Below are 14,753 nucleotides of genomic sequence, written 5' to 3'. Positions count from 1 at the left end.
CGTTATTCCGTGCAATCGCAAGGCATGGCTTCGTATCCTTCGGTCACTTCTTCAGACGCATGAGATAGGCTTCTGGCACGAAGCGATCGATAGTCGATGATCGATATCTTCTCGGCGGGTTGCTCCGTAGGTTTGTCTGAAAGGGTCTCGGTACCCCAAAATCCGATGGCCACTTGCTTGGGGCTAGAACGCCCCCTACCGGAATCACGCTTATCGACCACCCGCTTGTATTTCTCTTCGATATCGACCCACCAGTTGATATCCGAGGGAGTCCTATCGATGCTACGAATATCCTCGGGCAATCCATCATCGATATTTCGGCGGTTGGCGATGATCTTTTGCAGGGTATTCGTCCCCTTCATGAAGCAATAAACGCAGTTCGAGAGATTCGCATCGCTCGGCAAGCGCAGGTCGAAATCGCGTTTTTCCCAAAAAGCCTTGACCTCTTCTTTGCCGATACCGCTATCGGCCAGCGGGGTGCATATCATTTCGCCATCGCACAGGCCGGTGCTGCGGCGCTCCGAACTATCTCGATCCAACTCGTTTCTTTCCTTGACGCGGGCCACCCTACGAGGCTCGTCGGCCCGAAGCCCTATCAAACTGACGAACTCGACCGCAGACTCTCCGCGCATCGGCTTGAAATCCCAAGGCGATCTAGCATCTCCTCGTGCAGCCATCATCGGGGCCGAGCCGATATGCGAGTAGTCGCAATAACGCTGCGCCGGTCGAAAGAGCGAACGAGAGCGCACATATTCCTTGCGCTTGAGAAATACATCCCGTTCGAATTTTCCGCCGGCGGCGCGGTGCGCCCGATGCAGATCGTCATCGTCGAGTTTGGAATCCGGATAATGATGACCCAAGCGTAGGGTTTCTCCCTTGGCGGCGAACCATTCGGATAGAAAATCGACGGTCACCCCGAGTTTCAACAGGCTCGTGCAACTTCGGCTATGACGGCTGGGCAAAAAACCTTGCTGGCTGATCATCTCCTCGAAGACCTCGCCGGAAAAGCGATAGCCGAAAGGATTGCTCGCTCGATTGTATGGAGTCGGTTTGGCCAGCCGATAAGAGACCTGTCGCCGCCAGATCCCATTGGAACAATCCTCATAAGTGGCATATTCCGTCCACAAAAAGGGAATGCCGTATTTCACCTCGCATTCCTCGGTACACCGGCGCACGAATTCATAGGTCGCCGGATGCTCGGCCGTGGTGTTATTGAAAACCACCACATCCCCTCTCTCGGCATCGAGCCTTCCCTGCTCCAACAATGCCATCAACAACAACCCGCTCGATCGCCCGCCGGAAAACTTGACGACATGGGGCAACCGCCGGTGCTCCGGCGATTCATACTCGAGCCTGATCTTTGCCGATTTCTTCATCGGACGGTGTTTTCCTGTTTCAGTAGAGGGAAGATGTCGCTACGAATGATCTCGAATACCTGCTGGGGCGACAAAGAACCCAAAGCCTGGATCTCCGATCGGCGTCCGATCAGGCGAATCAGATGTTCCATTTCCTTCTTGGTCAAATTATCCAGATCATTCGCTTCGGAGCCGAGAAACGAAATCAAGCTCGGACGGATACTGGAATCACCGATCAGTGTCAAAGAACTAGTCATCGCTGGAATCAACGCATTCCATATCGGTTTTTTTCTCAAAAGATCGGATAGATCTTTGATATTATCCCGCTGGAATATTTCCTTGGTTTCATAAGCATACCAACGCCGCCACCACGCAATTGCTACCGGACAATTCTCATATACTGTTCTTCCTCCGCGCTCTAAAACACCTCCGAGTCGACGCAAAATTCTCCGAACGCATTGATCCACCTTGTCTGGTTCATCTTTCTTTTCCAAGATATCGGAGATGTAATCACGTCCTGTACTCCCCTGTTCCGCTGCCAAATAAGAACTCTCAATCACACCTTTCTCAATCATTGTCAAATTGATCGAATACCAAATTCCTGGACGGGAAGCCTCAGCTGGAGTGAGATCTTTCCATGTATCAAAAATAATTTTCTCGGTTTCCGAAGGTGGATCAATAAATTCTTTTTCGCTCCATTTATTACTCGGAATCGGTGGCTCTATCTCTTTCTTCCTTTTTTCATCCCATGATCGAATCTCTCCACAGAAATCCCAAGGACGATCTCGAGCCATCAACAAAAAATTGACCTGAGCATCTCCCCCTCTTTCCTGCGATCCTTTAGATGGAAGAAGATTCTTCTGCGCTTCATGGATTTTTCGAAATTCAATCGTTCTAATCATTTCTCATAACTCCATCAATAGGACAAAGAGTCGTGGCAATTTTCCCAGGATTGAATTTTTCACCATCCCAGGCATTGAGTCCCTCTTTAACAATCATGTCATGAAGAATTCGCAAAGCTGGAAATTCTTTCCATTTTTCTTCATCTACTAGGCTCTCTCGATAGACAATGCTTAATCCTTCTGAGAGTGCAAAGGTTAAGATTGTCTTTTTCAAATCATATTGACCTCCCTGCTTATTAATCATAATTTGGTAGATGTCTGAAGCAAATTCAACTCTGAAATAATAACCTTTCTCAGGAATTCCCATGACCTCAAAAGATCCTTTTCTCAGACTTTTTTCCTCGGCTATTTGAAATAAACTCATCTTATATTCACTAGGATTCCAAAAATTATCTTTAGCAAGTATCATGCCAGGAAGAATTGGCATATCCTGACCATAAAACAATTCGTGCACTCCATGTTCTCTTTGCAGATTAATTTTTTCATTTTCATTGCTAACTGATTCTTTTATCACCACCAATGGTCGATAATAAAAAGGATCGATTACCTTTTCTTTTTCTATATTGACTTTTTGCTCTACATTCAACGAGGCTCTCAATGACCCTTCGTGTTTGAATATTTTTCTATAAGTGGAATGAGGAGACACCACTTCTGTAGCGAAAACCGCTTTTCCCTCCTGAATGTATTTACTAACAAGGTTTTCACCGGTCACTCTATGCTGAACCCTGATGGAGCTTGTATCGATATCGGATTCAATATCGACATTATACTCGCCATCTATATAATCAATCGATCCGGGCTGCATCATCGGAAATTGACCGATGGCTTTTTTAGTCATTTTTGGCATGATTATTCTCTCCTCGTCTGATGACCTGCACTTCAACCCTTGAATCATTCGGGTGATTGCATGGAACCCAAATATCAATCTCACCTTCTTCAGGATCGAGCTTTCCAAGAACAATGGTGCGAATTTTACCGCTATCGTCCTTTTTATAATCTTTATCAAGAATCGGCTTACCAGCCAGAGATGCACTTGGCTCAATTTCAATAAATTCGTCGGGTATCGGCTGATCACAAGAAGCATCTGTACCGGAAACCAAAGATAACCGAAGTTCGGCATTGCGCACTTTTTCCATCGCTTTCAATCGGATCTGATATCCTCCTTCGCGTGTCACTAGCAGAGATTTCGTTTCTAATCGATTCCCCTGTCTCTTAAATTTCCATGGGCTATCGGAACGAATCGCCCTCTTTTTATCAGCACCTTTCCCGGATCGATTGCCCGGGCCTGGGCTTGACTGCTGATCAGCCCGCTTCGGCTTGGAGTTTTTCAAATTGGATTCACTTCCGGAGAGAACGAAAAAATCGGAAAAGAAAGCAGTCTCTGAATCTTGCCGAGAAGGTGCTATCTTCAATAATTCTTGTTTTATTTGATCGAAGAGGCTCGCCAATCTTTGTCGATCTGCCGAGTCATCTAAGGCAGTGATATCAATGCTAGTGTGTCTTGGTCCCTCGGCCTTACGTACGATATCACAAGCATCCCGACAAACATCCGGATCAAGAAGAAGGAGTGCGTTGAAAGGATCGCTGCGATTGAATTCACTAAGAGATCGTGATAATCGAGGCAGATCTTTCTCTATCCACATGCCATTTCGATAAAGATGAATTCTTGTTCCTGATCTCTCATCTAAGTCTTTCAAAAATCGGAAATATAACGACACTTCTCCAAAGGATGTCGAAATAACTTGGTATTTGGGATGCGGATTTTTCAGTGTGCAATACGCATCCCAAATATTACTCCCTGACGGACCAACAGAATTTTTTCTGCTACGAGTCTTATTACGATAACGTCCGAGAATATCTTGCAATCTCGAACTATCTATTTTAGAACAACACTCGCCATCTAGATAAATTTCAACTTTTAGCTTTTCTTTGAAAACCAAAGGCAAAAAGTGACTTGCAATCGCTCTTTCAATGTTTTCGATATTTTCATCATCGTTATCAAATCGACGAAAACTATTGAAAGCGAGGATACCGACGACTGAACCTGTTTCAAAAATATTTTCTATCGTTTCAAATTTTTCAAGAAGAATATCTGGACATTTTTCCTTACGATAGAATTCATAAGGATCAAGTAAATCATCTGCAATAGATTTGACCAGATATCCATCTTTACTACATGATTTAGATCTTACCCCCCCCCCCCCAGATTTTTCTGATGCCCTATAAGATTCATTTATCGGATACTGATGGGCAGCGAGAATAGCCTGCCCAGAGAAAATGCGACTTTTCTTGGAAGCCTTGTTTTTCTCGGTGTCGGTATCGGCATCAGATATTCCGCCATAAAGCACATATCGAATATTTGAAGCAGGAAAAGATACCAAATGACCTACGCCGAAAGAACCCGCTGAATCTTCTTTCTTACTCCCGTCACCATCTCCTAAAAGACGTTCCATTCGTTTTTTATCAAGTCCTATACCGTTGTCCAAAAACCACATCACCCGCAATTCGGTATCGCTTTCAATAGATGAGCGAATCGCTTTAACAATACCTTCAGCCTGCTTTAGACTCCCATTTTCATCATGAAATCTACAGGCGCTTTCAAAATGTGAAATATAGCTTTCAAGTGCCGGAATATCCTTAAGCGATAGAGATTCAATCTCAATACGAATCTGTGTGACCTCCCGCTTTGCATCCCGGGCAGCATCCAGAGCATTCTGGGTCAACTCTCTGAGAATAATATCTGGGTCAGCATCCGCCTTATCTGCCAACGCAGAGCTACGAAAGCCTTCCTTACCACTTGCTGAGGGAAAATTGATTTTGAGACTCATCGATCCACCATCCTTGTCAAAGGGTCGATTTTCGTAAAGCCGTGGAAAAAGGGACGGCTCACCGCTTTCGGATCGTCGAAACCGTTATCAGGCGAGCCTGTCACTTATTCGCTTGCAGGCTCACAACGAGTTCTCGGGATCCGCAGCCCCACCCACCGAGGCGTGCCGCGAGTTTATAGCGCATTTCAACCAAATACAAGAAGGGTATCGGATTTTTCCCTCCAATCCCTCTCTACTATGGTCGATGAAGACGGGCTTGGCTCGATGGCAAAGCCGGTTTCCGCAGACCCCTAAAACGCCGAGAATTCAAGTGCTTCGCCTACCGAACGAATCTCCCTTCAAGGCTCTTGCCGTCGGCCTCTGGGCTTTCGAAGGGATAAGCCCCACCATCGGCATCGAGCGATCCGGGGCGAGGATTCGCTATGGGTTTTCCGATGAATCTGCGCCCGATTCATCGGTCATCGGCAATCGTTGTCCCCTTAGCTGGTAAATGCGACGCTTGTCGGCCCTTAGGACGGTGAACTGGAAAGCGCCGATTTGTGTCCGCTCTCCCTTGACGGGTAGGCGCTTGAAGGCATGCACCACCAATCCGCCGATGGTATCGAACTCCTCCTCGTCGAGATCGCACCGGAAGTATTCGTTGAAATCCTTGATCGGGATTCGGGCCTCGAAGGTGAAGGTGCCGTCGGAATGCTCGTTGATCGAGGTCTCTTCGATGTCATCGTGCTCATCGTCGATCTCGCCGACGATCTGTTCCAATACATCCTCGATGGTGACCAACCCGGCAACGCCTTCGTGCTCGTTGACGACGATCGCCATGTGATTGCGACTTCTGCGAAAGTCCCGCAATAGATGATAAAGACGCTTGCTTTCGGGAATGAAAGCCGCCGGCCGCATCATCTGATCCATGGAAAAGGGAGTGCCTTTATCCGCAAGGCCGACGAAATGGGCCAGCAGATCCTTGGCCAGCAGGATTCCTCGCACATTATGGCGATCCTCCCGGATCACCGGAAAGCGCGAATGGCCGGATGCAATCACCTCCTGAATGAATTCCTCCGGCTGTCGATCCTCTTCGACGACCACCATCTGCACTCTGGGCACCATGATATCGCGCACCCGGATATCCTGGACATTGATCGCGTTTTCCAAAATGGTCAGCGTATCGGAATCGATCAGTTTTTTTTGCCGCCCCGATGCACGCAGGATCTCGATCAAGGACTTGCGATCCCGCGGCAACGACCCCGGCTTATCCGATCTCGCTTTCGTCAGTCGCTCCAACAACGCGCGATAGGTGATCGGGATACGGGCAAGAGGACCACCGGAGGTCCCGGTGCCCGAGGGTCTACTAGGAGGTTCTTCGGGGGATTCGTTCACGGTTTCACCTCATCCGATGGGTCGAGGAAGGTCGGGGTGGATTCGAGTCGTTTCGGGTCGGTTCGGGGTGGGAGTGCGGCATCTGGCCGCATCTCCCTTTCTTTGCGCTTCATCCGCCTCGTAGGGGTCGGGATATCCGAGCGCAATCATCAAATCACACTCGAGGGCTTCCATGACGGCGGCGGCATCGGGCTGTTCGTGATCGTAGCCCAGCAGGTGCAAGGTGCCGTGTACGACCATCAGCGCCCAATGCGCTTCCAATGATTTGGATTGGCTGATCGCCTCGCGGGCGACCACCGGGGCGCAGATCACGACATCGCCGATTTCCCGATCCGCAGATGGCGCGACACCCGGCGGATCGAAAGGAAAGGCCAAGACGTTCGTGGCGCGGTCGATGGATGAATCGCGCAAGCGATAGCGCGCATTGAGCATCGACCCCTCCGCTTCGTCCACCACCCGGACCGTCATGCGAGCGGCGGGCGAGTGCCCGGCAAGGGCCGCTTGCGCGAAACGAACGAGCTGAGAGGATGCAGGTATGCCGGGCATCTTGCACACCCGTTGCACGGTAATGCCGCCGTTCATCGCCTCATCCGACCTCTTGCTTCCCTCGGACTCGATGGCTCGGGGATCTCGTCTTTGGATTCCATCGCCTCGTAGGCATCGAGGATCTTGGCCACCATCGGATGGCGCACCACGTCCCGGCTGCCGAATGATGTCCAAGTGATGCCATCGACCTCTCGCAGAGCATCCATCGCATGGCGCAACCCCGAACGCTGCGATGCGGGCAGATCGATCTGGGTGATATCGCCGTTGATCACCGCCGTGGAGCCGAAACCGATACGGGTCAAAAACATCTTCATCTGCTCGATGGAGGTGTTTTGGGCTTCGTCAAGGATGATGAAGGATTCGTTGAGGGTGCGGCCACGCATATAGGCAAGGGGCGCGACCTCGATGATATTGCGTTCGATCAGCTTCGCCACCCGCTCGTAGCCGAGGGTCTCGTGCAGCGCATCGAACAGGGGGCGAAGGTAGGGGTCGACCTTTTGCTGAAGATCGCCCGGGAGAAATCCGAGCCTCTCTCCGGCCTCGACCGCAGGGCGCACCAGCACGATCCGGCTGACCCGATCGCTTTCCAAGGCCTCCACCGCGCACGCCACCGCAAGATAGGTCTTGCCGGTACCCGCAGGCCCGATTCCGAAGTTGACATCGTGGGTACGGATCGCATGCAAATATCGTTGCTGGTTGCGACCGCGACCGCGCACCACCTTCCCCCGCCGAACGCGAATTTCATTGCGAGCGCTATCGTTCTCGTCTTCGCTTTCAAGATCGCCTTCGGACTCGTCAGCGATCCGCGATCGCCATTCCTGCAGGAAAAGATGCACCCGCTGATCGTCGAGGGATGTCTCCCCGGTGGCGGCATAGAGATCGAGCAAAAGCCTGCGAGCCCCTTGCACCGCCGCCGGAGCCCCGGTCAGATCGAAGGCATTGCCGCGCGTGACGATCTCCACGCCCAAGCGATCTTCCACCTGACGCAGGTGCCGATCCAAAGGACCGCAAAGATTCGAAAGACGCACATTATCCGCAGGCTCCAAGACGATACGGGCCTTATGCGTCGGAGCCGCCCCGTCCCCTTGCGCGGGAGGCACCAAGGGAGCGACCTTCGAGTGCGGGTCGTTCAAAAGGGAATCGGAGGAAGCCACAAGGGGATCGTTCTATCCATGCACCGAAATGTCGATCGTTTCCCCAAGAGTGCCATCGACGCAAGATGGCTTCTTCGGAAAATCGAGGGGTCGGAAAAATCGCCTTCGAGGGTTTTTCATTCGATATCCGTTATTTCGATATCCGTCATTCGATGGCTCGCCATTCGAAGGCCTATCAATCGATAACCCATCATTCGAGAATCAGGGGATCCGATCCGCGCAGGGAATTCGCAAACGCATCGACGATCTCGATATCGACGAATCGTCCGACAAGATGCGCCTGATCGAAGCGTTCCGGGCAAGGAAAATTGACCACGCGATTATTGCCGGTGCGCCCGCGTAGTTCTCGATGATCCTTCTTCGACGGGCCTTCCACCAAAATCCGGTAACGAGAGCCGACCATCGATCGGGAAACCCCCGCCGCCAGCTCGCTCAGTCTGCCTTGGAGGCGCGAAAGACGCTCGCGCTTGATCGAAAGGGGCACCGCATCCGGCAGTTCCGCCGCCGGGGTTCCGGGGCGGGCGCTGTAGATAAAGGAGAAGGAAGCATCGAAGGCGACCTCCTCCACCAAATCCATGGTCGCTTGGAAATCGGCTTCGCTCTCGCCCGGGAAACCCACGATGAAATCCGATGAGAGCGAGAGATCGGGGCGGTTTTCGCGTAATCGCCGCACCTTGTCAAGGTAATCATCGACCGTATAGTTTCGCTTCATCCTTCGCAAGATCTCGTCGCTACCGCTTTGCACCGGCAGATGCAGATGCTCGGCAAGGGCATCGACCGATCCATGGGCCTTGATCAGGCTCTCGCTCATTTCGACTGGATGGGAAGTCGTATAGCGAATCCGCCCGATCCCCGGAACGGCCGCCGCATAGGCAATCAACTCCGCTAAGTCGCATTCGCCGCCATCGTACATCGCCCCCCGCCAAGCGTTCACATTCTGACCCAATAACGTGATCTCGCGCACTCCCTGCTCGGCGAGTGAGACGATCTCGGCGATCACCGCATCGAAGGGGCGGCTGAACTCCTCCCCGCGGGTGTAAGGCACCACGCAGAAAGTACAGTATTTGCTGCATCCTTCCATGATCGAAACGAAAGCGGTGGGTCCATCGGCTCTCGGCTCCGGCAATCGATCGAATTTTTCGATCTCGGGGAAGGTGATATCGATCGCCGGGCGGCGTTTGGATTCGATATCGACACTCCCCGACGTCTTCGGCTCCGGCAACATCTCGGGCAAGCGATGGAGGGTTTGGGGGCCATAAACGACATCCACCCAAGGAGCCCTCTCCCGAATCGCTGCGCCTTCTTGACTCGCCACGCAACCGCCGACCCCGATGACGAGATCCGGGCGCTCTTTCTTCCACTGCCGCCAGCGACCGATCTCGGAAAAGAGTTTCTCCGCCGCCTTCTCCCTGACGGAGCAGGTATTGACCAAGAGCACGTCAGCATCCTCGGGGCGATCGACACGCTCGAGCCCTTGGCTCTCCTCGAGGAGGTCCGCGGTACGCGCGGAGTCGTACTCGTTCATCTGACAACCGAAGGTGCGGATATAAAGTTTGCGGGGCATGAGCCGAAATGGACCGAAAAGAGATGGGAATGATGTGAGGGTTTCAGTGTACGGGAAATTTCCCGAACGTGGATGAAAGTGTGGACGAAGGCGGCGACGAAAGCGAAGACGAGTATGCGCGATCGAATAGGGCCACGCCAACCGATACCGCAAAACCACCCTCGCCCTGACCGGATCTGCAGGTCATGTAAGGGCGATAGCGGGCAATGCAAGGGATTCTATCCAAAGTGCGAATCCATAAGAAGACGAATCGGGCACGGCATCCGATGCGATGATTCGGGATATCCCTTTCGAGTCGGAACGCGATTTCAAAGCGCGATTCTATCCTGTCTCGGGAGGCTTGCGCCCCGCCGAAGAGCCAACCGGTGAGCGAGACCTTGGCTCTGGGCGGATCTGCGAAAACGACCCTCGCAAAGAGATCCGAGCGCTTTCGAATCGATGAAAGACGATCTCCCACCCTTTGCCAAAGCCAAAAAGAAGACAGCCTGACGGGGCGGGCTGTTTCTCGCACCTGTGATTTTCGCATGCGCGTTATCGCACCCGGTAAGAGCCTCGGGCAACGAAGCCTATCCAGCCTTCTACCGGGCCTTGCTTCTCTCGCCGAGGATCGGGCACCGAAAGGAGCTTTTCGATTCGAAGCGAGCGATCTTCCATGCAATCGTGGATCGCCCCTGTCTATCGATGCGATTGACGATATCGCGATTGACGATACCGGGTGAATATTCGTTCGAAAGGATCGAGACGATATCAAAGCCTTGGGAATGGAACGATCATAGGAACGATCACTCGGATAGGATTTGCGAGTAATCGCTTCGCACCCGCTCCGATAGCGAGCGCAAGGTGATCCCTCGAGGCCCGATATCGCCCACGATGAACTGAAAAATCAACGCATCGCCCACCCCCATACGCAGATCGCCGACCACGATCGAGTCGTCCTGCACCCGTATGCGATAGAAGCCGCGCGAAAACCACTGCAACTGCCGGAAGGCCTTCGATGATTCCAGTTCGGCAATCAAATCGGTGCGGCTGGTTCGATAACGCCATTGCGTCTCCTCGTTCGAGAATACCCGGATATAACCCTCGTAATAGCCATCGGGGGTCATGACCACCGCGCGCCAAAACAGCGTATTGAAAAATATCGGGGTGGAGATATAACGGGTATAGGAAAACCCTTCTTGCGCAAGGGCGTCTTTGATTTGACCATCGACGACCACCTTGGCGACCACCGACCAAGCCAAATAGACACAAGTCAACCCCAACGCCCACAGCGGGGCGCGCGAGTGGATTCTCGTCCCTCTTGGCCGGTATCGACGCAAGGCAATCACCACGCCGACAATCAAGGGCAGCGTATATAAGGGATCGATGATGAATATGGTCGCCCACAGCACCGGTTCGCTGGAAAAAGGCAGCCATAACCTCGTACCGTAGACCGTGAAGGCATCGAGGATCGGATGGGTCGCCAATACAAGCCACATCCCCAGCATCCATAATCGATCGAATGCCGTGCGAAAGATCAAAGCCATCATCAACGCCACGGCGGGGGCCGCCAGCGTCAGCCAGAACAACGAGTGCGTGAAGCCTCGATGCTCCGCATAATCGGCGATCGGATCTCCGTAGGAGATCAAAACATCAAGATCGGGCAAAGAACCGCAAACCGCTCCGGCGGCGGCTGCCTTCCAACCATGACGACGACCGGCAACGGCATAGCCGATGGCCGAGCCCAGCGCCGCTTGCGTCACCGAATCCATCGATACTCGCTCATCAATCGCTCCTGATCGGGGCTCGAACAGCCGGTTGCACAGTCATCGGGCACCGGGCCGCTTTCGAAAATGACGTCTTATCCACAAACCCGGCACCGCTCGTTTGCATATCGCTCGAAAATTGCCATCGAATCCAACCCTATCGACAATATCGACCGAATGGATAGAGTGAATCTCCCATCTATGATGAGAAAACATCCCACCGATGCAAGTTCAAGTAAAACAAAGCAATAGACCCTTGTCGTTCTTTATAAAGGACTTGGCACTTGTCTTCGAAAACTATAAAATCTCGCCATGAGCGATTTTTATCTCATCATCAATGGATGGATCACGCTCTAGCCGGAAGCCGATACGGCGCCGCTGATCAAGTTTTTGCGCATCAACACCGAATTCATATCTTCGATGCTCGGCGAGACCGACCCGATATCGTCGGTAAGTTCTTGAATCCTAGCCTCCATATCCCGCCGGATCCGTTCGGCCTCATCGACTTCGATCGCTTTGAAACGTAATTTCTGCCCGGGCAGGGCCCGCCCCAAACGAGGCAGATCGGCCGATATCACCGTTGCGATTTTCGGATATCCGCCCGTGGTTTGACGATCGACCATCAAGATGATGGGCATTTGGTTTCCCGGCACTTGGATCGATCCGTTCACGACCCCGTCGGATGGAATGTTGAAACCCTTGGCATGGGTGAGCGGCGGTCCTTCCAGCCGCAGCGCCATCCGGCTCGACATCCGGGAGATCTCGTAAGCCTCGCTCGCAAAAGTATCGAATGCCGCTTGCGTGAAGTAGTCGGCCTGAGGACCGGGGACGATGCGAATCGGCGCCTGATCGTTCCACTCGAAAGAGCGCATCAGCATTCGATCCGGACCGAGAGGCGGGGTGTCGACGATAAGATCGATCTTGTCTGCATCTTGAATCGCACGCCCATCCACGCCCCCGATCCCCGATGTCTGAAAGGTCGCCATGCTCCCGAACAACACCGGGAGGTCGAAGCGGCCGGATATTGCAAGATAGCAGCACGATGTATCGGCAACCCCTCCGATCCTAAAGACCTGTCCATCGGCGAGCGTCACGCTTCGACCCGATGGAATCCGTAGAGGCGTCGGTTCGAGAATGTCGATCGACGTTTGGGTACCGACCAATGCGATCCGGATCGGCCCGCCTTCGATCCGGATCTTCGGGCCTAAAAACCGCAACTCCAAGCCTGCGGCACCTTGCGGATTGCCCACCAAAGCATTGGCCAAACGCAGCGATATCGGATCCAAAGCGCCGGATATGGGGATTCCCATCCCTTGAGCCCCGTACCTGCCCAGATCCTGGACCGTCGTCATCGGGCCGGATGAATCGAACTTCAAAGAAGCCTTCATACCCTCACATCCGCCGTCATACCCGGGCATCGCTCATCGGATCATAGCGACCGGCAATGATTCGCTCTCGAATCGACTCGAACTCATAGCGATCGACAGCCCTCAAGGAAACGCTGTCCCCGGCATGCAGAAGAACCGGATTCTCCTTCGATCGATCGAATATCGGAACCGGCGTTCGCCCGACAACATACCAACCCGTCGGATTCATAACCGAGTAGATCACCGTTTTGCCGGTTGCGATCACGACCGACCCTGCTTCGATACCTGAGATCGGATCCTTTCGGCGGGGAATCGCAATCCGATCCGGAAGGTCGCCGATATATGGCTGCCCGGGAGCGAATCCGATCATATAAACGAACTGATCCGCACCGACGATATCCGAAATGACATCCTCCGGTGCAAGGCCCGCCCATTGCGCAACGGTCTCGATATCCGGTGCGAAATCTTCCCCTTCGAAGCAAACGGGAAAGGACCACGCCTTAGGTTCCACCTCGGCTATCGATACCGTCGATTCATTCAGCGCTTCGATCGCCTCGATCAACTCGAACTGGCCGGCTTTGAGTGGATCGTAGTGAACGAGCAACGAGAGATAGGCGGGAACGATCTCGATCACCCCGGGAAGCGCCGCAGCCTCGATTGCCGAGCGCAGCCGCATGACAGCGGCGCTGGTCTTCTTGTCGATATCGGTACCGACTTGGACCGTGAGCCCCGTATCCCCGCTAGGAAGGAATTTCAGCGACGTCCCCATTTGCCTCACCGCCCCAAGGATAAAAACGACCCGACCAAGACCAAAGCACCGGCTCGATCAGTTCAGCCTTTGCGCCATCGGAGCGATTTCGATACCGGCAGAAGTCAAGGCTTTGCGCACCTCGGCCGCCATCGCAACCGCGCTGGGGTTGTCTCCGTGGACACAGATGGTATCGATATCGACCTCGATACGCTTGCCGGACTGGCTTTGGATCGCACCGTCTTCGACGAACCGAGCCACTCGAGATGCGGCCTCGTTCGCATCTTCGATCATCGCTCCCGGTTGTCCTCGAGGCACCAACATGCCATCATCGTCATAAGCGCGGTCCGCAAAGATCTCTTTCGCGATCTTGAGACCCAGACTCTCGCCCGCCCGCTCCAACTCGCTACCCGGCAGGACAACGAATATGAGTTCCGGCGCCACGGCTTCGATGGCCCGGGCCGCCGCCATTGCCAGATCGGCATCGACGCATGCCATATTCCCCAATGCGCCGTGGAGTTTGTAGTGCACCAGCGGCACACCGCAGGCCCGCGCCATCCCTTGGATCGCACCGACCTGATAGATCAGCATCTTCTCGATCTCACCGACATCCTGCACGCGAATCTGACGGCGCCCGAATCCCCATAAATCGTTGAAACCCGGATGAGCACCGACCCCGACCCCGTTCTCCCGAGCCAATTCCAAAGTGCGATGCATGACCAAGGGATCGCCACCATGAAAGCCGCAAGCGACATTGGCGGATGAAATGATCTTCAACATTTCCGGGTCGTTCCCGATGGTATAGGGTCCGAAACTCTCACCGAGATCGGAATTCAAATCGACTTGACTCATATCGTCCTCCTTGAAAAATCGGTTGGATGCTAGCCGCGAAACTGCATGATGCTTGGCAGATAGGTCACGATCTCGGGGAAGATCGTGATCGCAATGACCATCATGACCATGATCGAAAAGAACGGGAGGATGGCCCGCGCGATACGACCGATATTCTCACCGGTCAGCCCTTGAATGACGAAAAGATTGAACCTGACCGGCGGCGTGATCCGCGCCATCTCCACGACGATGACCCCCTTACCCTTGGGTTGCTTGAGTCACTGATTAAGGCGTGATCATAGGGGATAACGGAGATATTTCATAGCCAAGCAAAAAGCCCAA

General features: G+C 53.2%; 13 protein-coding genes. All 13 read right to left on the bottom strand.

Going from position 1 to position 14,753, the window contains the following annotated elements:
• Positions 1-2: 2 nt before the first annotated feature.
• The gene (locus BF99_RS0106630) at positions 3-1,376 is read right to left on the bottom strand and encodes a hypothetical protein (RefSeq protein ID WP_025770255.1); all 1,374 of its coding nucleotides are present in this window, start codon (positions 1,374-1,376) and stop codon (positions 3-5) included.
• Positions 1,373-2,257 carry a hypothetical protein gene (locus tag BF99_RS22855; protein ID WP_156013200.1) on the bottom strand — a complete coding sequence of 295 codons (885 nt, stop codon included), beginning with the start codon at positions 2,255-2,257 and terminating at the stop codon, positions 1,373-1,375. The genes BF99_RS0106630 and BF99_RS22855 overlap by 4 nt, the downstream gene beginning before the upstream one ends.
• On the bottom strand, positions 2,250-3,104 hold the full coding sequence (locus BF99_RS0106620) for a hypothetical protein (RefSeq protein WP_156013199.1): 855 nt from the start codon (positions 3,102-3,104) through the stop codon (positions 2,250-2,252). The genes BF99_RS22855 and BF99_RS0106620 overlap by 8 nt, the downstream gene beginning before the upstream one ends.
• Complete coding sequence (locus tag BF99_RS22850; protein WP_156013198.1) at positions 3,088-5,085, bottom strand: hypothetical protein; 1,998 nt, start codon at positions 5,083-5,085, stop codon at positions 3,088-3,090. Before BF99_RS22850 ends, BF99_RS0106620 begins: the two co-directional genes overlap by 17 nt.
• Before the next feature lie 420 nt (positions 5,086-5,505).
• Positions 5,506-6,459, bottom strand: a complete 954-nt coding sequence (locus tag BF99_RS0106610) for a transporter associated domain-containing protein (RefSeq protein ID WP_025770252.1) — start codon at positions 6,457-6,459, stop codon at positions 5,506-5,508.
• Positions 6,460-6,468: 9 nt separating this feature from the next.
• Positions 6,469-7,041, bottom strand: coding sequence for an rRNA maturation RNase YbeY (gene ybeY / locus BF99_RS0106605; protein WP_025770251.1), 573 nt, complete (start codon positions 7,039-7,041; stop codon positions 6,469-6,471).
• On the bottom strand, positions 7,038-8,057 hold the full coding sequence (locus tag BF99_RS0106600; protein ID WP_038097584.1) for a PhoH family protein: 1,020 nt from the start codon (positions 8,055-8,057) through the stop codon (positions 7,038-7,040). The genes ybeY and BF99_RS0106600 overlap by 4 nt, the downstream gene beginning before the upstream one ends.
• A 292-nt stretch (positions 8,058-8,349) precedes the next feature.
• On the bottom strand, positions 8,350-9,723 hold the full coding sequence (gene miaB / locus BF99_RS0106590; protein ID WP_025770249.1) for a tRNA (N6-isopentenyl adenosine(37)-C2)-methylthiotransferase MiaB: 1,374 nt from the start codon (positions 9,721-9,723) through the stop codon (positions 8,350-8,352).
• Positions 9,724-10,505: 782 nt separating this feature from the next.
• On the bottom strand, positions 10,506-11,471 hold the full coding sequence (locus BF99_RS0106575; protein ID WP_025770246.1) for a metal-dependent hydrolase: 966 nt from the start codon (positions 11,469-11,471) through the stop codon (positions 10,506-10,508).
• Between the two features lie 347 nt (positions 11,472-11,818).
• Positions 11,819-12,817, bottom strand: a complete 999-nt coding sequence (locus BF99_RS0106570; RefSeq protein ID WP_197019057.1) for a 5-oxoprolinase/urea amidolyase family protein — start codon at positions 12,815-12,817, stop codon at positions 11,819-11,821.
• 52 nt (positions 12,818-12,869) lie between these two features.
• A complete protein-coding gene (locus BF99_RS0106565) occupies positions 12,870-13,601 on the bottom strand; it encodes a 5-oxoprolinase subunit B family protein (RefSeq protein ID WP_038097553.1) in 732 nt (243 codons plus the stop codon).
• A 57-nt stretch (positions 13,602-13,658) separates the two neighbouring features.
• Positions 13,659-14,432, bottom strand: a complete 774-nt coding sequence (locus BF99_RS0106560; RefSeq protein WP_025770243.1) for a LamB/YcsF family protein — start codon at positions 14,430-14,432, stop codon at positions 13,659-13,661.
• Between the two features lie 29 nt (positions 14,433-14,461).
• Positions 14,462-14,656 (bottom strand): TRAP transporter large permease subunit, encoded by a 195-nt coding sequence (locus BF99_RS0106555; protein WP_306699619.1) that lies wholly within the window; start codon positions 14,654-14,656, stop codon positions 14,462-14,464.
• Positions 14,657-14,753 lie beyond the last annotated feature (97 nt).

It is taken from the genome of Thioalkalivibrio sp. HK1 (assembly GCA_000583135.1).
Classification (GTDB): domain Bacteria; phylum Pseudomonadota; class Gammaproteobacteria; order HK1; family HK1; genus HK1.
This window is presented reverse-complemented; position numbering and strand designations above follow the sequence as displayed.